General features: G+C 29.0%; 20 protein-coding genes. 1 reads left to right on the top strand and 19 read right to left on the bottom strand.

Annotation, left to right across the window (positions count from 1 at the left end):
- Window positions 1–125 precede the first annotated feature (125 nt).
- From VK071_05875 to aroE, 4 genes are read right to left on the bottom strand one after another with little or no spacing between them, the layout of a single operon-like run.
- A complete protein-coding gene (locus tag VK071_05875; protein ID HLR34842.1) occupies window positions 126–719 on the bottom strand; it encodes a prepilin-type N-terminal cleavage/methylation domain-containing protein in 594 nt (197 codons plus the stop codon).
- Window positions 682–1,131, bottom strand: a complete 450-nt coding sequence (locus VK071_05880) for a hypothetical protein (protein ID HLR34843.1) — start codon at window positions 1,129–1,131, stop codon at window positions 682–684. Before VK071_05880 ends, VK071_05875 begins: the two co-directional genes overlap by 38 nt.
- The gene (locus tag VK071_05885) at window positions 1,121–1,591 is read right to left on the bottom strand and encodes a prepilin-type N-terminal cleavage/methylation domain-containing protein (GenBank protein ID HLR34844.1); all 471 of its coding nucleotides are present in this window, start codon (window positions 1,589–1,591) and stop codon (window positions 1,121–1,123) included. Before VK071_05885 ends, VK071_05880 begins: the two co-directional genes overlap by 11 nt.
- Before the next feature lie 56 nt (window positions 1,592–1,647).
- Complete coding sequence (aroE, locus tag VK071_05890; protein HLR34845.1) at window positions 1,648–2,508, bottom strand: shikimate dehydrogenase; 861 nt, start codon at window positions 2,506–2,508, stop codon at window positions 1,648–1,650.
- Between the two features lie 168 nt (window positions 2,509–2,676).
- On the opposite strand from aroE, the gene VK071_05895 reads away from it, so the two are divergent.
- Window positions 2,677–3,303, top strand: a complete 627-nt coding sequence (locus VK071_05895) for a YhcN/YlaJ family sporulation lipoprotein (protein ID HLR34846.1) — start codon at window positions 2,677–2,679, stop codon at window positions 3,301–3,303.
- A 56-nt stretch (window positions 3,304–3,359) separates the two neighbouring features.
- Here VK071_05895 and sigK read toward each other — a convergent pair whose 3' ends face one another.
- From sigK to alaS, 15 genes are all read right to left on the bottom strand, one after another.
- Entirely contained in the window at window positions 3,360–4,067 is a 708-nt protein-coding gene (gene sigK, locus VK071_05900) for an RNA polymerase sporulation sigma factor SigK (GenBank protein ID HLR34847.1), read from the bottom strand.
- A gap of 63 nt (window positions 4,068–4,130) precedes the next feature.
- Entirely contained in the window at window positions 4,131–5,783 is a 1,653-nt protein-coding gene (locus tag VK071_05905; protein ID HLR34848.1) for a penicillin-binding protein 2, read from the bottom strand.
- 64 nt (window positions 5,784–5,847) lie between these two features.
- A complete protein-coding gene (gene udk / locus VK071_05910) occupies window positions 5,848–6,462 on the bottom strand; it encodes a uridine kinase (protein HLR34849.1) in 615 nt (204 codons plus the stop codon).
- A 6-nt stretch (window positions 6,463–6,468) separates the two neighbouring features.
- Entirely contained in the window at window positions 6,469–7,698 is a 1,230-nt protein-coding gene (locus tag VK071_05915) for a U32 family peptidase (GenBank protein HLR34850.1), read from the bottom strand.
- 5 nt (window positions 7,699–7,703) lie between these two features.
- Window positions 7,704–8,351 carry an O-methyltransferase gene (locus VK071_05920; protein HLR34851.1) on the bottom strand — a complete coding sequence of 216 codons (648 nt, stop codon included), beginning with the start codon at window positions 8,349–8,351 and terminating at the stop codon, window positions 7,704–7,706.
- Between the two features lie 78 nt (window positions 8,352–8,429).
- Window positions 8,430–9,473, bottom strand: a complete 1,044-nt coding sequence (mltG, locus tag VK071_05925) for an endolytic transglycosylase MltG (protein ID HLR34852.1) — start codon at window positions 9,471–9,473, stop codon at window positions 8,430–8,432.
- 80 nt (window positions 9,474–9,553) lie between these two features.
- The gene (locus VK071_05930) at window positions 9,554–10,033 is read right to left on the bottom strand and encodes a QueT transporter family protein (GenBank protein HLR34853.1); all 480 of its coding nucleotides are present in this window, start codon (window positions 10,031–10,033) and stop codon (window positions 9,554–9,556) included.
- Window positions 10,034–10,062: 29 nt separating this feature from the next.
- Window positions 10,063–10,395: a YlbF family regulator gene (locus VK071_05935; GenBank protein ID HLR34854.1), complete on the bottom strand. Its 333-nt coding sequence runs from the start codon at window positions 10,393–10,395 to the stop codon at window positions 10,063–10,065.
- Window positions 10,396–10,491: 96 nt separating this feature from the next.
- Window positions 10,492–12,156: a ribonuclease J gene (locus VK071_05940; protein HLR34855.1), complete on the bottom strand. Its 1,665-nt coding sequence runs from the start codon at window positions 12,154–12,156 to the stop codon at window positions 10,492–10,494.
- Between the two features lie 97 nt (window positions 12,157–12,253).
- Entirely contained in the window at window positions 12,254–12,691 is a 438-nt protein-coding gene (locus VK071_05945; GenBank protein HLR34856.1) for a Fur family transcriptional regulator, read from the bottom strand.
- A gap of 68 nt (window positions 12,692–12,759) precedes the next feature.
- Window positions 12,760–13,014 carry a DUF1292 domain-containing protein gene (locus tag VK071_05950; GenBank protein ID HLR34857.1) on the bottom strand — a complete coding sequence of 85 codons (255 nt, stop codon included), beginning with the start codon at window positions 13,012–13,014 and terminating at the stop codon, window positions 12,760–12,762.
- 18 nt (window positions 13,015–13,032) lie between these two features.
- On the bottom strand, window positions 13,033–13,446 hold the full coding sequence (ruvX, locus tag VK071_05955; GenBank protein ID HLR34858.1) for a Holliday junction resolvase RuvX: 414 nt from the start codon (window positions 13,444–13,446) through the stop codon (window positions 13,033–13,035).
- Between the two features lie 28 nt (window positions 13,447–13,474).
- On the bottom strand, window positions 13,475–15,625 hold the full coding sequence (locus VK071_05960; GenBank protein HLR34859.1) for a hypothetical protein: 2,151 nt from the start codon (window positions 15,623–15,625) through the stop codon (window positions 13,475–13,477).
- 13 nt (window positions 15,626–15,638) lie between these two features.
- Window positions 15,639–15,908 carry an IreB family regulatory phosphoprotein gene (locus VK071_05965; GenBank protein HLR34860.1) on the bottom strand — a complete coding sequence of 90 codons (270 nt, stop codon included), beginning with the start codon at window positions 15,906–15,908 and terminating at the stop codon, window positions 15,639–15,641.
- Between the two features lie 75 nt (window positions 15,909–15,983).
- Window positions 15,984–18,638, bottom strand: a complete 2,655-nt coding sequence (alaS, locus tag VK071_05970; GenBank protein ID HLR34861.1) for an alanine--tRNA ligase — start codon at window positions 18,636–18,638, stop codon at window positions 15,984–15,986.
- Window positions 18,639–18,783: the final 145 nt, after the last annotated feature.

The following is an 18,783-nucleotide window of genomic DNA, read 5'->3' on the forward strand; positions in this document are numbered from 1 at the left end:
AGTTGTTAAAAAGCTCATATGGGATAAATTAATTATTGTAATTGCTATTATTAATACAATGGTAGTCACAAATACTGCTACTAGGGAAATAAACCCTTTATTATTCAACAATTTTAACACCTCAATTAGTAAATAACTGGACATCTTATATATATCTCATTCCTAAAATTAATTAGCTTGTCCTCATCTATACCTAATTGAAAATCTAAAGTTATAATTTTATTGTCAAAACTAATATTTGTATTACTAATACTATAAATATATTCTGCTACCGTATTATGTCCTTGAAATAAATACCCATCTGGATATTCATCCCCTTTAACCTCTATAGCACATCTACGTATTTTATTTAAGTAATGATAATAGGTAATATAAATATATTTATTATTATCAGTTTTTCTTTTTATAACAAACCCTAAATTAACTGGATGCTTCCTTTCTAAGCCCTTAAACTTATTTGACGCAATAATTTCATCACCGGTTCGTATTTCTCTTATTATATAGTTAAAAGCATATTTCCCATTTTGAATAATTTCATCCTCTAATTCTACCTTTTCCCCTGATTTTAATGAAATGGAAAGTACACTATAGAAAGATACTATAAGTATAGAAAATATACTTAGTGCCAGTATTAATTCTATTAAAGTAAAACCTTCAGATGAAGTTAAAAGAAACTTTTTTTCATAGCTTTTTTCTTGGTTTACGCATATAAGCCTCATATGAAACATTTACCCCTTCTTTTCTTTCATCATGTTCCTCTACTTTTACACTTACTTTCCATAATCTTATATCAATATCATCTTTTATTATAGTCACTAAATAAGGATAATCCGTTGTATTTTTTTTATTGAGTGGTAATTTTACAATAACCTTCCCGTCTTCATTTAATAAATCTATTAACTGTTCTAACTTAATATCTAGAATATATTTTTCTAGAGAATCTATATTTTCATATCCTTTAAGATTTTCAATTATTGTTTCTGATAAAAAACTCATATCCATTTTTATTTTGGTTTTCATGAAATTGTTATTACTGTTATAGATTATAGGTAAAACTATCATTGCTATAAGACTTAAAAGTAAAATACCGATTAATATTTCAATTAAGAAATAGCCTTCTTCATCTAACAACCTTATCACCATCCACGTAAATATTAACCTTTCCCGTTGCAGGTGTAATAGTGATTCTAATTTTTTCTTCTTTTCTACTTATAAGATATATACTTATACCTTTATTTGGTGCCCCCGTTGGATTAAAAATTACTTCTATCCTATTTAAATAATCAAATTCAAATTTTAATCCACTTTCTAAATTTTTTCTCTTAACTTTTTCCCATTTACCTGAAAGTCTATATATTATATAATAATTTTCCTTAGGTCTAATATCTAATCTATATAAAGTAGATTCAAATATTGCATTATTTCTCGCAAAAACTATATCTTTCTTAAAACCCATTAATTCTCTTCTTTCTCTATAATTTAAAAGCGAATCACTTTTCGGCATAGCAATAGATAGGATAATTAGTATGATTGCAACAACTATCACCAACTCTATTAAAGTTACTCCCTGGCTATTTCTAAATAACATCATAGTTATTCACCTATATCTTTCAATTAAAAGTTTGTTTATTACCTGCTATAAATATTCTATTTATTAAGTAAAAATCCTTTTATTTCCTCACTACATTTTTCTACATTTTTCTCACTTATATTATTCCATACTTTCTGACTTAAAACAGCCTGATTAACAAGCATACCGATTCCATTAACAGTTTTAAGACCATCTTTTTCAGCTATTTCTAGGAATTTAGTCTTTAATGGCTTGTACACAATATCGCATACTACCGTTTTACTTTTAAAGTTTTTTAATCCAACTAATGTTTTTTCTATATTAGGGTACATACCTACTGAAGTACAATTAATAACAATATCTGAGTTAAACACATCGGTATGAAAATCTGTTATAGAATCATAATTTACAATTACATCTTTAAAATTTTCATTAATTTTTTTCTTTAAAATTTTAGCTTTCTCTTTTTTCCTGTTAAGTATAGTAATTTTTTTGACCCCGTTTATAGCTAATGAAATTGAAATAGCATGAGCAGCACCACCAGCTCCTATTATTAAAACTTCTTTTTCTTCTACTTTTACTTTTTCATCCTTTAATGACTTTATAAATCCTTTACCATCTGTATTATCACCAATTAATTTACCATCAGCATTTATTACTGTATTTACAGCACCTAATAGTTTTGCTTCCTTTGTAATTTCGTCCATATAGTTAATTATTTCAATTTTATGTGGAATTGTAACATTAAATCCTTTTACATTTAAAGACTTTAATCCCATAATAAGATTTTCTAAATTTTGTTCTTCAACGTTAAAGGATAAATAAATATCATTTAAATTATTAATTTTAAAAAAATAGTTATGGATATCTGGTGATAAACTTTTGTTAATTGGATTTCCTATTAAACAATAAAGTCCAGTTTCCCAGTTAATATTCATATATTCACCTTCTTTCTTTTATAGTATATCATTTGTTTTGTTTTTTATTTATTATCAATTATGATAACATCTGTTATGATAGTTTTTGCATGTTTTATACATTTAACTTAAAAACAGTATTCATAATTTTTATGTAATTTGTAAAAATAGATATAGGAGGTGAAAGTTTTGAAAAAAAATAATAAGTTTATATTAATATTAGGATTATTGCTAATATCAATAACCCTTTTTGGTTGTCAACCAAAAACTCCTCAAAAACCAGATACACAAACCCAGGATAGGCTTGAAAATAGAGTAGCTGAAGACAGAAGAAATGAAAATAGAGCTCCTACAACTCCCAATAATATAGATAATAACAACAATAACAACAACGGCATAGTTGATGACACAGATCTAGATTTAAACAATAGGGATGGTAGGAACGATGGAAATGATGACTTAACAGATAACAATGACATAACAAACATGAAAGATAGACATAATAGAATTGTCAAAAAGTGTACTGACTTAAAAGATATAGAGGATGCTGCTGTAGTTATTAGTGGAAAAACGGCTTTAGTAGGAATAGATCTTGATGAAGATGTAGAAGGTGAAATGACAAACGAGTTAAAAAGAAAGGTTGTAAAAATAGTTAAAGATACTGATAGAAATATCGAAAATGTGGGAGTATCAGCCGATCCAGATATTTGGAAAAGAATTGTTAGCATGGCTGATGATATAGAAGATGGTAAACCTCTATCAGGTTTTGCAAATGAGATTGAAGAAATTTTTAGAAGAATAGCACCAAGTAAGTAAATCCAGGTTCTCCTGGATTTACATTTTTTTATATTCTTCTAATTAATTTTTTAATATTATATAGGTATATCATTTAATGCTTTATTAAGTTTTTTAATTGCCCTTTTTTCAATTCTAGATACATAGGATCTGGATATTCCTAATTCTTTTGCAATTTCTTTTTGAGTATAATAGCCACCATCTGCTAAGCCATATCTTAATTCTATTATTCTCTTTTCCCTATCTTGTAATACAACATTTATCTTATTGTACAATTTCCTTATTAATAATTTTAAATGGACCTGATCCAAGATATCATCTATTTCAGTACCTAATATATCCAGTAAAGAAATCTCATTTCCTTCTTTGTCTATACCTATAGGTTCATATAAAGAAACTTCTGTTTTAATTTTTTTACTAGATCTAATAGTCATAAGTATTTCATTATCTATACATCTAGCAGAATAGGTTGCCAGTCTAGTGCCTTTAGTTGGATCATAAGTTTTAATGGCTTTTATCAACCCTATTGTCCCTATAGAAATCAAATCATCTGTATCCTTGCCAGTGTTGTTATACTTTTTTACCATATGGGCTACAAGTCTCAAATTCCTCTCTATTAAAACATTTCTAGCCTCTTCGTCTCCCTTAGCATATAGTTGTAAATATTTTTCCTCTTCTTCCTTAGAAAGGGGTTCAGGAAAAGAACTGTTGCTAGATATATAACCAGTGTAAAATAAAAAAGGCTTAAAAAAACAAAATAAATTGGTCATTAAAGATAATGACATAGAAGCACCTCCATCTTCTCCCATACTAAAGTATATGTATGAAAGATGGTGGTTGTGCCAGTCCTATCGTTTAATTTCATTAATTTCTTTTATAACCTTTTCAAAAATCGGAACTGCTGATGAAGAGCCCCTATAATCATCTTCAATAAAAACTGTAACAACATACTTAGGGTTATTCCTAGGATAATATCCAGAAAACCATCCATGTATAGTATGTTTCTTATTAATTACTCCTTCAGCAGAGCCTGTTTTCCCACCAGCCCCTCCAATTTCATCTAATTCTATACTTCTACCAGTCCCATACTTTATTACATCCTCTAAATAATCTTTGAGAGTTTCAAAATTTGTTTCATCTATTATCCTTTCATCATCACTTCTATTATATTCTTTTACCAATCTACCTTCTTCTGAAACTATACTATCTATAATTGAAATATCTTTTCTTATACCATTGTTTGCTATAACCATCATCATATTTGTTATTTGTATAGGAGTTACTTCAATATTACCTTGGCCAAGGGATATATTACCAATAGCTGGTCCCAACAACTCTCTCTCTTTGGGCAAATTTCCTTCTACTTCTTCTAATAGTCCAATATTTATCTTCTTTCCAAAACCAAGTCTTTCGGCCATAGCCATTATCTTTTCACTACCTATTTCTTTACCTATTTGAATAAAAACTGAATTACAAGAATGAGCAAATCCTTGATTTAAAGTCAAATTACCGTGTCCCTCTTGTTCGTTACAATTTATTAATGTGCCTCCAATTTCCTCATATCCTTTACAAAAATAATTATCATATATTATATTAGGATTTTCCTCTAAAGCTGAAAGAAGAACTACAATCTTAAACAAAGAGCCAGGTGGATAGGAAACTTGTATAGCTTTATTATATAACTCCATATTATCTCTGTTAAAATATGAATCAATAACATTTTGATTAAAATTAGGCCTACTAGTCATAGCTAATATATCCCCAGTTTCTACATCTGCCACTATTATTGCACCTTTGCTATTTTCTTTATCTATTGATTCTTCTATAATTTTTTGAATATGATAATCGATAGTCAATTTAACACCAGATGGAAAACTAGTTTTTTTATTTTTTGTGGAAACATAACCTCCTCCGGGTATAAGATTCTTCTTTCCATCAAATTCAAAAAATATTGAACGTTTTTCCTGATTCTTTAAAATATCATCAAATACTTTTTCTATTCCATATGCACCAGCATTTTCACTTTTTTTAACATAACCTATTACATGGGATAAAAAATCCCTATGATCATACCTTAAAGTCTTATCAATTATATATAATTCCTTTGGAGGATCAGGAAGCTTTACTTCTTTTTCTAGAGGGAGTTCTAAAATTTCTTTCTCATTCATTAACAATTCATTAATTTCATCTTTATTAATACCTAGATATTTATTAAGATAATTTCCAACTTCTTTCTTCTGCAAATCATCCCTATATACATATAGCGATGATTCTCTTTTTTTATTCGTTAAAGGAATTAAATTTCGATCATATATTGTTCCCCTATCTGGATAAATAACTACCTCTTTACTTCTTTGTCTTAAAGCATCCTTTTTATAGGTATTGGATTTTATAATTTGTATATGGTAAAGTCTAATAGACAAAAATGTAAAAGCCAAAAAAACTAATAAGGATAATTTCATAATTCTTGTTTTAATGATATTCTTTTTAAACCTTTTCATATAAAACCTCCATTACATTGGTACTTTTAGTATTCCCAAATGTAACGGGGGTATTATAAAAAGTTTATAACATAGAATTAATTTTTGTAGCAATTACGTCTATAGCCACTTTATTATAGCCACCTTCTGGAATAATAATATCCGCATATTTTTTAGTAGGCTCTACAAATTGCAGTTGGGCTGGCCTTACAGTAGTCATATATTGTTTTATCACTGAGTCTAAGGTCCTTCCCCTGTCTCTAATATCCCTTGTAATACGTCTTATGACCCTTACATCAGAATCCGTATCTACAAATATTTTAATATCAAGTAAATCTCTAATTCTTTCATCATTTAATATTAATATTCCTTCTAACATAATTATTTCTTTTGGATATACAGTAATAGTCTCTTTCTTTCTAGTATGTCTTTCAAAATCATATATAGGCTTTTCAATTGGTTCATACTTCAACAAAATTTTTAAATGTTCAATTAATAAATCATTATCAAAAGCAAAGGGGTGGTCATAGTTTGTCTTCACCCTTTCTTCAAAGGATAAATTACTCTGATCTTTATAATAGGAATCTTGTTCAATAATAACAACATTTCTATCTTTTATAGAACGATATATTTCCTTTGCAACTGTTGATTTCCCTGAACCTGTCCCTCCTGCAATACCAATTAACAATGTTTCCCCCAACTTTAATCAGTCCTTTCTAGCTCTTCTTATAATATCCCAATTCTCTACAGGTTCTTTCATTTTCATTTTTATAATCTGTTGAGGATGTGGAGCCACATCAATTTCCTCTCCCTTTTCATTCCACATATTATCTATTTTTTGTATGAATACATCTTTATTTGGCCCAAAAACTTCTACTTCATCTCCTACAAACATTCTATTCCTCTGTTCAATAGTTGCCAATTGAGTTTCTTCATCATAATTAAGAATTAATCCTACAAAATCATAATTTCTCCTATAGGAACTACTAGTATAAACTTGATCCTTTTCCGTAGGTTTATTAAAATAGAAACCTGTTGTAAAATCCCTATTACTAGCTTTTTTAATTTCATTTAGCAATTCTTCCTTATATTCATAATTATTAGGATTTTCAAAATACTTGTCTATTGCCATTTTATAAGCTCTGACAACTGTTGCTACATAGTATTGGCTTTTCACCCTACCTTCTATTTTAAAACTAGAGATACCACTAGCTATCAAATTAGGAATATGCTCAATCATACATAAATCCTTAGAATTAAATATAAAAGTACCTTTATCATTTTCTACTATAGGATAATATTCTCCAGGTCTTTTTTCCTCCATTAAATAATATTTCCATCTACAAGGATGAGCACATGCGCCTCTATTAGCATCCCTACCAGCCATGTAATTGCTAAGTAAACATCTTCCGGAATAAGATATACACATAGCACCGTGAACAAAAGCTTCAATTTCTAAATCCTTAGGTACCTTATTAACTATTTCTTTTATTTCCTTTAATGATAATTCTCTAGCTATTACAATTCTTCTTACCCCTAAATTATACCAAAACATTATTGTTTCGTAATTAGTTACACTAGCTTGAGTACTTAAATGTATTGGTAAGTCAGGAGCTGTCCTTCTAACTACACTAAATACTCCAGGGTCTGAAACAATAACACCATCTATACTAATATCACTTAACCTTTTAACATATTCTTCTAATCCAATTAAATCTTCATTATGAGGTACTATATTTAAAGTTACGTATATTTTTTTATTTCTTTTATGAGCAAATTTAACTCCTTCATCTATCTCATCTAATGTAAAATTTTTAGATGCCTTCCTTAAACCAAATTCCTCTCCACCTAAGTATACTGCATCAGCTCCATATATTATAGCCATTTTTAGCTTATCTATATCACCAGCTGGAGCCAATAATTCCGGTTTTTTCAACTTAATCACTCCTTCTTGTAAGTTAATGCAACTCCATCCCCTATAGGAATAATAGCTGTACTATAGTTTTCTAGCCGAGACAAATATTCTAAATAGTTTTTCATTCTTTTTACAATAGTTTTCTTTCTTCTAACAACTAATTCATCATTAGCTACCATTCCTTTATATAATACATTATCAGATAATATTACTCCATCCTTTTTTAATATTCTACTACATTTATTAAAAAAATCTAGATAGTGACCTTTAGCTGCATCTAAAAATATAAAATCATATTTTTCCTCTAATTGTGGCAAAATTTCTCTTGCATCTCCCATTATAATTTTTATTCTTTCATCGTAATTACTTTCCTTTATATTCTTTTTAGCAATTTCAACCATATCATTTCTTTTTTCTATTGTAGTTATTTTTGTATTAGAATTAGTTGCTTCAGCCATTAATATTGAAGAATATCCTATGGCAGTACCTATCTCTAAAATATTTTTGCTATTAGTTATATTCAACAATACTTTAATAAGCTGTCCTACTTCAGGACAAATGATAGGTACATGCTCATTGTCTGCATAAGTTTTGATTTCTTTTAATTTTATAGAATCCTCTGGTAAAATACTTCTAATATATTCACCTATATAATTATAATTTATATTTGACAATATATAACACTTCCCTTTTTACAAAAGTAATACGTGGTAATTATTTACCCACGTATTATATACATATTTATACAAACCCTATTTTTGTGATTTAGCATTTAAATGTTCTTCATAAGTCTTTGTAAATATGTGTTCACCACTTCCATCCTTTTTTAAAACATAATATAAGTAATCTACATCTGAAGGCTTTACAGTGGCTATTAAAGATTTTCCTCCTGGCGATGCAATGGGAGCAGGGGGCAGTCCTTTATGAATATAGGTATTATATGGTGATTCAACCTCTAAATCCTTATATAATAGACGTTGTTTCCTTTCCCCTAAGGCATATTGTACTGTAGCATCTACCTGAAGAAGCATATCTATATTTAATCTATTGTATAACACACCTGCAATTGTTGAGCGCTCCTTATCAACTCTAGCTTCCTTTTCTACAATTGAAGCAAAAGTGACTATTTCATTTAAATCTAACTCGGATTTTTCAACTTCTTTTTTTAAATCTGTTTCATAGAACTGCTCAAATCTTGAAAGCATCCTCTCAATTATTTCTTCTTCACTTACATTTACATATACCTCATAAGTATCAGGAAATAAAAAGCCCTCTAAACTTTGTTCTTTAGGCAATTCCTTTAAAAAAGAAAACTTGTCCGAAAACTTACTAGCATCAGCAGTTAACTCTAGAAAAACTTCTTTATCTATTAATTTAAGTTCATCAAGTCTTTCAGCAATATCTTTTATTTCATATCCTTCAGGAATAGTAAAATATACTATATTTTCATTTTTTCCACCAGCCTCTAATTGGTAAACAATTTGCTCAAGATTCATACCGTTATTTAATGTATATTTTCCTGCTTTCAATTTTCCATCAAGTTTTTTATTTCTTACAATATTTTTAAAAACTATTTCACTTTTAACTAAACCATTCTCTTTAAGAATATTAGCAATTTTGTTAGTCGAACTACCTGATGGAATTTCTATTACTATATCTTCAGAGTTTCCTGCATTTACTGGTTCTGAGGCTTTTTGAAGATACACTTTTATGCTAAATATGAAAATAACAATCAGCAGTAATATAAAGATAGTAATTTTTTTTACGTATTTCTTCCTTTTTGCTAATTCTACCACAGAATCTCCACCTTCACACCATTATTTCCCTATATATTATATAGTTTTTATCAATATTTTACAAGAATATCTAAAACAATTTATAGTTTACTTTGTTTAGTTTTCTCATATACATGAAGTATAATACTGCCAAATATTGCCACAGATGCTAATTCACCTACTCCTATACCTAGTACAGTATACCAGTAAGGCATTTTTGTAAAAAAAGATACCCAAATTGAAACTATGAATCCATTTAAAATAACTGGAGGTAAAATACCTAATATTTTATTAGACATTTTACTTGTCAGATATGCAGCTAATAAGGTAACTAAACTTCCACCTAATATATCTATTAATCCAAATCCAGAATAGGAGGCTAAAATGGCATTTGACACTAAACATCCTATAAAAACCCCTGGTACAGCTGCTCCTTCAACTAAAGGTAATAGTACTAAGCCTTCTGCTAATCTAAGCTGAATAGGACCAAAGGCTAATTCTCCTAAAGGTATTTGTACTAATACCAAAACTATATATATTCCTGCAATCATACTTGCTTTCGTTAAATATTTAGTATTCACCTTTCCACCTCTCACTATTTTCTATTTTATCATTCATCTATATCAATTGCATCCTCAATTATATTATATACATCAGAGATTAATTGACTAAATTTTATTTCTGCCATAAAATAATCCCTTATAGTTGGATTCAACATAAGTACTTCCTCTAAATTTTGTAACCTTTCTGCCTCTTCTTCATCAATCTCTTTTCCAGATAAATGTTCCATTTGAGTTTTCATTAACTTTTTTCTAAAATCATCAACCATCTTTTTTGTTTTCTTATCCGAATCAACTTTTTCTTTGTTTTTTAAATATTCCTCATATTCCTTTGATTTTTTTATAGAATTTGCCAACCTATGAGCATCATTATAAACATTCACTTTAATCTCCTCCTTAATATTTCTTACTATTAATTATTATATCATCTTTTTTAAAATATAAATATTATAATAAAAAGCCCTAAAAAATAGGGCTTTTTAAACTTCCATGATTATAGGAAGTATCATAGGATTTCTTTTTATTTTTTCATATAAGAAACCCCTCAAGGCATCTCTTATTCTAGACTTTAAAGTTGCCCAGTCAGTAATTTTATTTTTTTCACATTCCCTTAAAACTTCCCTAATCACTTTTTTGGATTCCTCCATTAAATCTTCCGATTCCCTTACATATACAAATCCTCTTGAAATAATATCTGGACCTGCCACTACATTACCATTATTTTTATCAATAGTTACTACAACTACAATTAATCCATCTTCTGATAAATGTTTTCTATCCCTTAGCACTATATTTCCTACATCACCAATACCTAGACCATCTACTAATATATTACCCGCTTGAACACTAGGCCCAAATTTACCAGTATCCTCTGTAAATTCAATTACAGATCCATTACGTGCTGTAAAAATATTTTTCTTAGGCGTTCCTAATTCCTGTGCCAATTCTGAATGCCTTTTCAAATGTCTATATTCCCCATGAATTGGAATAAAAAACTTCGGCTTAATTAATGTATGCATAAGTTTTAATTCTTCCTGACAGGCATGGCCAGATACATGAACATCTGCAAGAGATTCATAAATAACATCTGCACCTTTGTGCATTAACTGATCAACAACTCTAGATACAGTTTTTTCATTTCCAGGTATAGGTGATGCTGAAATTATTACTAAATCACCAGAAACTATGTCTAATTTCCTATGCTCCGAAAATGCCATTCTTGATAATGCTGACATTGGTTCACCTTGGCTACCAGTAGTAATTACTACTATTTCCGATGGAAGATAACTATCCATATCATCAATATCTATTATAGTTCCTTTTGGTACATTTAAGTATCCCAGTTCAGTACCGACTTCCACGGTGTTAACCATACTTCTACCTGAAATTATAACCTTTCTATCGTATAATACTGCTGCATCTATTATTTGCTGAATCCTATGGATATTTGATGCAAAAGTAGCCACTATTATTCTTTGCTTAGCCTTTGAAAAAATATCGTTAAACGTATCCCCTACAGTTCTTTCAGACATTGTATAACCTGGCCGCTCCACATTGGTACTATCCGCTAAAAGAACTAACACGTCTTTTGTTCCAATTTCAGCAAGTTTATGCAAATCAATAACATCATCATTTATAGGGGTAAAGTCTATTTTAAAATCCCCAGAGTGTACAACTATACCTACTGGAGTATATATTGCTAAAGCTACCGAATCAGGTATACTATGATTCATCTTAATAAACTCGACAGAAAAATTACCTAATGTTATTCTGTCCCCTGCTTGAACCACATTTAAATCCACATTCTTAATCTTATGATCCTTTATTTTATTTTCTACTAATCCAATTGTTAATTTTGTTCCATAGATTGGAACATTTATTTTTTGTAATATATAAGGTATAGCTCCAATATGATCTTCATGACCATGAGTTAAGACAATCCCCTTTATTTTACTCCTATTCTTAAATAAATAAGTGATATCTGGTATTACCATATCAATACCTAACATTTCATCTTCAGGAAAAGCTAAACCACAATCTATAATTAGAATATCATCATCGTATTCGACTAAGGTTATATTTTTCCCTATTTCACCAAGCCCACCTAACGGAATAATTTTAAGCTTATTTTGTTTCTTTGACACACTTTATCATCTCCTTTTAATACATTGTTTTATATTTACTTTTTATTTTAGATTAAATAATTATTGAGTTTACAAAAAAATAAATCCCGTTCGGGATTTATTTTTGGCATTCACTACAATAACCAAAAAATTTAACATTGTGGTCTGTTATTTTAAATTTCCCTTCTTTTTCAATCTCTATTTCTAAATTTTCTAATAGATCTAATTTTACTTCTATTACTTTTCCACACTTTAAGCAAATCAAATGGTGGTGATGATGATCGCCAGAATCATAATTAAGCTCATACCGACTACAACCATCATCAAAATTTAATTTGTATATAATATCTAACTGCTCAAATAATTGTAAAGTTCTATATACAGTTGCTAAACCAATCTCTGGATAACGCTTCTTTACAATATCATATATTTCTTCAGGGCTTAAATGATCATCTTCATTATCAAGCATAACATTTAATATTGCCCTTCTCTGAGTAGTTAATTTATAACCTTCTTTTTTTAATTTTTCTTTCATCCTGTCAACATTAACATCCATATTTTCACCTGCTCGTTTTCTATATAATAGGATATAGTTACAAACAAGAAATGTCAACTACTATAAACTTACTCTATTCTATTTTTTTCTTCAATTAAAGACTCATAGGCCAATATTACATCATTTAACTCCTCATTATCCTCTATACCTACTAATATTATATCTCCATTATTATCATGTTCTATTCTTAAAATATAAGTATCTTCATCTGATTCATTTAATGGTATAAGAGATACATAATCATAATCATCTAAACCAAAAGTAGCCAACAACTCAAATTCTTGTTCTACACCCTTTTCATCTAATAAAACTAGTTTTTCCATCGTACAATCTCCTTCTTCCTAATTCCTATCCAAATAAATTTGAAGTATATAGGTAGCAGCAACTTTATCAATAACCTTCTTCCGTTTTTTTCTAGTCACATCTCCCTGAATTAGCATTTTTTCCGCTGCTACAGTACTCAAACGCTCATCTTCTAATATTACACCTACATCCATATTTCTTTTTATTTCCTCTACAAATTTTAATACTTTCTCTCCTTGTGGCCCAACAGTGTTATTCATATTTTTAGGGAATCCAACTACTATTTTACATATATCATATTCTTCTATTATAGATTTTAGTTCTTCTAAATCCTTTTTAATATCTTCATCCCTATATATGGTTTTTAATCCTTGGGCAGTTATAAAAAGTGGATCACTTATAGCTACACCTATAGTTTTATCCCCTACATCTAACCCTAATATTCTTTTTATTTCCATTATACTCACCATCTTATTAAAATTACTTCATACAATTTTCTCTTTCATTATCTATTAAAAGCATAAGCAATATTATAGTTGCAAATATCATCGTTAAAGCCGAAAGTAAAACTCCTGAATCATTAAATAAAAAACCCATAACACTGCCAACAACTGCACTTATTAGGCCTATAGATACTCCCTTTTTATTATTATAAATATCCTCCACTCTATCTCCTAATATAAATATAATAGCAATATTTACAATAGTAGCTAAAAGCAAAGTTTTTGCCCAAATTGATGAACCCATTAGTTTTATATTCATAAGAACCTTTCGTATAATTATACTAATACCAGTTCCTTTCTCTCCTACCACCATTAGGAGCCCCTTTCCTAAATGGGTTGGGGTAGAATTAAATTTAATGTCTATATATCCCATGAAAAGAATAAACAATACTACAAATAATCCTAAACTTATAATACGTTTCAGATTAATACTTTTATTTCTTAACTCAAGTACAAAATATAATGATGCAAAAAGTAATGATATTGAACCACCAACATTTGCCCCTAATTTAGGATGTCCAACTAGAATCACAGAAAATACAAGTAATACTACAGTTATAAACTTATTACCCTTCTTATTTAAAATAAATCCTAGTAAAATTGCAGTGGTTCCTAAAAAGATTCCCACTAATTCATTTCCTATTCCAAAATATCTTGCCCCAATTATAGGATCTGGAGCTAATATAGAATATTGACTTATAGAATTATTGGTCATTAAATCTATCACCAAAATAATATATGTTAACCCTAAAATCATAAATAATCTATCTTGCCTTTTTAATTTATAAAAGGTAAATGAAATTACAAATAAGAAAATTATATTTAAAATTACAAATTTTGAAATACTATTAACATTAAAAAATGAACTTAAAATTAATGTTAAAGGTATACTAACAATTAGAGTTAGTAAAAAGCTTGTAACTTTATACAAGTAATCCGTAATACTAATTTTTAATAATAATACTATAGTAGTCAATAAAATTACGATAATAGCTAAAATACTAAAGAACATTAAAGTCTTATATCTACTAGTATAGGTTACATTCACCCTATCATTGAGATTATTTATATGTTGCAAATTCTTATCTACATTTTTACTACTAATAGTGTTACCTACCATACCTACTTTAGGAGTATCTAAAAATTCAGCTATTGTTGGTCCAATATCTAAATTAGTTACAATTCCATCGTGCTTTGTTGTAGAAGATAAAAGTATACCATTAGAAACTTCAGATCCCCATAAAATTATAGGAGACAATTTACTACCTTCAACCCTTTCATCCCCACTATTAGGACTAACTATCATAAGTAAACTATTTTTTTTATCAATATTATTTTTTAGCGCTCCGATAAAATCGTCAACTTTAGTCAATATATCTTGTCTTCGTTCCATAAAAATATCTTCAGACATCTGCCTACTATAGAAATGTAGTCTATCTAAATCACCGGTATCAATGACAATTAAAGACGCCTTATCTTTAATTTCAATAGTTTCTTCTAAAATCTTGTCAAAATCTGTTCTAAAACCATAAGGCATATTTATATCATTTATTAAAATATTATCAACATTACCATAATCTATTAATCCCCTAGAATCCATGGGAATTAAAGAAGAAGGCCTTCTTATATAATCAATTGTATCAGCATTACCATAAGATGCCGTATAATACCCCTTTTCGTGTACATTATCTCCTAAAGCTCCTATATAAGGCATATAATTGTTACTTTTATTTTTTTCAATTATACTATTTAAACTTATATTTGCCAAAGCACTTTCTCTACTAATGGGGCCTAGTCTTCTTTCATAAATTTCCCTGTATCTATCATTGACATTATAAGTTTCAGTACCTTCATAACCAGATATAGCTTTATTAGAAGAATTAATACTCAAATAACTTTCTGCTCCATTATAGTTTGAAAATCCTCGAGTATTCATTAAACCTATACTTCCATTATTAATTATTTCATTTAAATTAGGCATATATTCTAAATCTTGTAATGTATATCTATTTATTGTAACTAAATACACGTTTCTATTAACTTGTTCCTCTTCGGCTATAGCACCTGATCCACTTAACATTATACATATTAGTATAATTACTATTAAAAATTTTTTATTTACTTTCACTTACATAACTCTCCTATTTTCTATTATTGCTATTATCTAAATAACTCTTTAATATTACTTCTAGTAATTCATCTCTTTCTACTTTTTTAATTAAACTTCTTGCGTCCTTATAGCTAGTTATATAAGTAGGATCACCAGATAAAATATATCCTATCATTTGATTTATAGAATTATAGCCTTTTTCCTCTAATGCCTCAAAAACTAATAATATAATTTCTTGGACTCTATTAACGTTATCTTTAGGTGGTTCAAATTTCATAGTTTCGTTTATGTTGTTATTCATAATAACACCCCCTAATAATATTTATACCATAAAGATATTAATATATACAATTTAAAGTAAATATTAATTCCTTATTTAATATTTATTCATCTTTTCTTTTATTAACACATCTATTAATTTTAATGCTTCATCAACTTTACTAGGGTCTTTACCACCAGCTTGAGCCATATTAGGACGGCCACCACCACCGCCACCAGTTACTTTGGCAACTTCCCTAATCATATTACCTGCATGAAATCCTTTATCAACTAAATCCTTACTTACCATAGATACAAAAGACACATTTTTACTTGAAACTGAAGCTAATACTATAATGCCTGTATCAAAGGATTGACGTAATTCATCACCTAGATTTCTTAAGCTGTCCATATCCATATTATTTACCTTATAAGTTATAACTGGCACACTATCAATTACCCTTTCCTGATCTAAAATATCATCTGCAACAGAAGAAGCCATTTTTGCTTTTAAGGATTCTATTTCTTTATCTTTTTCCTTTAATTCTCCAATTAAACTGTTAGCCCTTTCGGATAAATTATTTTTATTTGCTTTTAGAATATTTGAAACTTCCCGAATTTGGTCTTCAGTAGTTGTTAAATACTCATAAACTCCTGAACCTGTAACAGCTTCTATTCGTCTAACTCCTGATGCTATACTTGATTCACCTACTATCTTAAACATACCGATTTCGCTAGTAGTTTTTACATGGGTGCCACCACATAATTCTATACTATAATCACCCATTTTTACAACTCGTACCTTGTCTTTATATTTATCTTCAAACAATGCAACAGCTCCCATACTTTCAGCTTCCTTTAAACTTTTTTCCTCTACATAAACGGATAAATTTTCAAATATTTTTAAATTTACAATGTCCTCTATCTTTTTTAACTCTTCACTACTTAAGCTTTCATAATGAGTAAAATCAAATCGTAATCTATTAGGTAAAACAAGAGAACCTGCTTGTTCCACATGGTCACCTAGAACATCTTTTAAGGCTCTATGTAGTAAGTGAGTAGCTGAATGATTTCTCATAGTCTTAGTTCTACTTTTTTTATCTACTAAAGCAGTTACTTCATCATTAATCCTAATAATACCTTCTTTTATTTCAACAAAATGACCAATTATATTTTGTTTCAATGATTTTGTATCTATTACTGAAGAACTAAATTTTAAACCTTTAATTACACCTTTGTCTCCAACCTGACCTCCACCTTCAGGGTAGAAAGGAGTCCTTTCTAAAACTACTATTCCTTGTTCTCCATGATTTAAACTTTCTACTATATCCCCATCTTTTATTAATGCTAAAATCTTAGTATTTACCTCCAAATTATTATAACCATTAAATTCACCTACTAAACCATTTAATTTTTCCGTTTCAAAGGAATGATCAGTTTTAATCCATCCACTATGTCCTTCCTTGCTTCTAGCTTTTCTAGCTCTTTCTCTTTGTTTTTCCATTTCGCTATTAAAAGCTTTTTCATCTACTAATAGCCCTTTTTCCTCTAAAATTTCTTTTGTCAAATCCAGTGGGAAACCATAGGTATCATATAATTTGAAAGCTTTTTTTCCATTTAAAAATTCTTCTTCATTTTCTTTCATTTCTTCCATATACTTGTCTAATATATTTAAGCCTTGATGGATAGTCTCTTCAAATTTTTCCTCTTCTGCAGTAATTACTTTTTTAATATGCTCTTGTCTTACCTCAATTTCTGGATATATTTCTTTCCACCCTTTAACAACACTAGTTACAATACGGTGTAAAAAATTCCCCTTAATTCCTAACAATTTTCCATGCCTTGAGGCTCTTCTAATCAATCTTCTGAGTACATAGCCTCTACCTTCATTACTTGGCAATACTCCATCGGAAACTAGAAAAACTGCTGCCCTAGTATGATCTGTAATAACTCTTATTGATTCATCGTCCTTTAAATCTTCCCCATAGACGATATTACTAACTTTCTCAATTTCATTTACTATCTTCTTTATTTCCTCTATTTCAAATATATTATCTGCTCCCTCCATAATGGCAGCTATTCTTTCTAATCCCATACCCGTATCTATATTAGGATTTGGAAGCGGATTATAATTTCCATTTTCATCTTTATCATATTGAGAAAAAACTAAATTCCATATTTCAATAAATCTATCGCATTCACAACCTGGCTTACAGCTTGGTTTACCACATCCATGTTTTTCTCCTCTATCAATATATATCTCTGAACATGGTCCTCCTGGTCCTACTTCTAGTTCCCAAAAATTATCTTCTTTCCCTAGCCTTATTATCTTCTCTTCAGGGATACCTATTTTTTCATGCCATATATTATAAGCTTCGTCATCATCCTCATAAATCGATACCCATAAATCTTCTTCTGGAATATCCAATCGTTCTGTCATAAACTCCCACGCCCATTCTATAGCTTCATCTTTAAAATAATCTCCAAAAGAAAAATTCCCTAGCATTTCAAAAAAAGTAGCATGTCGATCGGTTTTACCTACATTTTCAATATCAGCAGTCCGTATACATTTCTGGCAAGTAACAACTTTTTTCTTTGGGGGGGTTTTTTCACCAGTAAAATAAGGTTTTAAAGGTGCCATACCTGCATTTATTAATAATAAGCTTTCATCACCTTGAGGAACTAAAGGAAAGCTTGATAATATCAGATGATTTTTATCTCCAAAAAAATCCAAAAATTCCCGTCTCAATTCATGTAACCCTATCTTTTTCATTAAGTACACCTCTCCTCTATAATTAATAAGCACTCTTCAATTAAATGGTTATCTTTCAATATTAGTTTTCATTGTTGTTTATAAAAAACCCGTCCCATATTAAAGGGGACGAGTTTTTCTGAACTCATCTATATCTAGGATTATA

The organism is Tissierellales bacterium (genome assembly GCA_035301805.1).
Lineage (GTDB): Bacteria > Bacillota > Clostridia > Tissierellales > DATGTQ01 > DATGTQ01.

Coding starts and splice junctions, on each gene's coding strand:
- VK071_05905 (HLR34848.1), bottom strand. CDS start 5,783: ATGAAAAGGTTTAAAAAGAATATCATTAAAACAAGAATTATGAAATTA.
- VK071_05950 (HLR34857.1), bottom strand. CDS start 13,014: ATGGAAAAACTAGTTTTATTAGATGAAAAGGGTGTAGAACAAGAATTT.
- alaS (HLR34861.1), bottom strand. CDS start 18,638: ATGAAAAAGATAGGGTTACATGAATTGAGACGGGAATTTTTGGATTTT.
- VK071_05885 (HLR34844.1), bottom strand. CDS start 1,591: ATGATGTTATTTAGAAATAGCCAGGGAGTAACTTTAATAGAGTTGGTG.
- aroE (HLR34845.1), bottom strand. CDS start 2,508: ATGAATATTAACTGGGAAACTGGACTTTATTGTTTAATAGGAAATCCA.
- VK071_05965 (HLR34860.1), bottom strand. CDS start 15,908: ATGAATAACAACATAAACGAAACTATGAAATTTGAACCACCTAAAGAT.
- sigK (HLR34847.1), bottom strand. CDS start 4,067: ATGTCATTATCTTTAATGACCAATTTATTTTGTTTTTTTAAGCCTTTT.
- VK071_05945 (HLR34856.1), bottom strand. CDS start 12,691: ATGGATGTTAATGTTGACAGGATGAAAGAAAAATTAAAAAAAGAAGGT.
- VK071_05875 (HLR34842.1), bottom strand. CDS start 719: ATGAGGCTTATATGCGTAAACCAAGAAAAAAGCTATGAAAAAAAGTTT.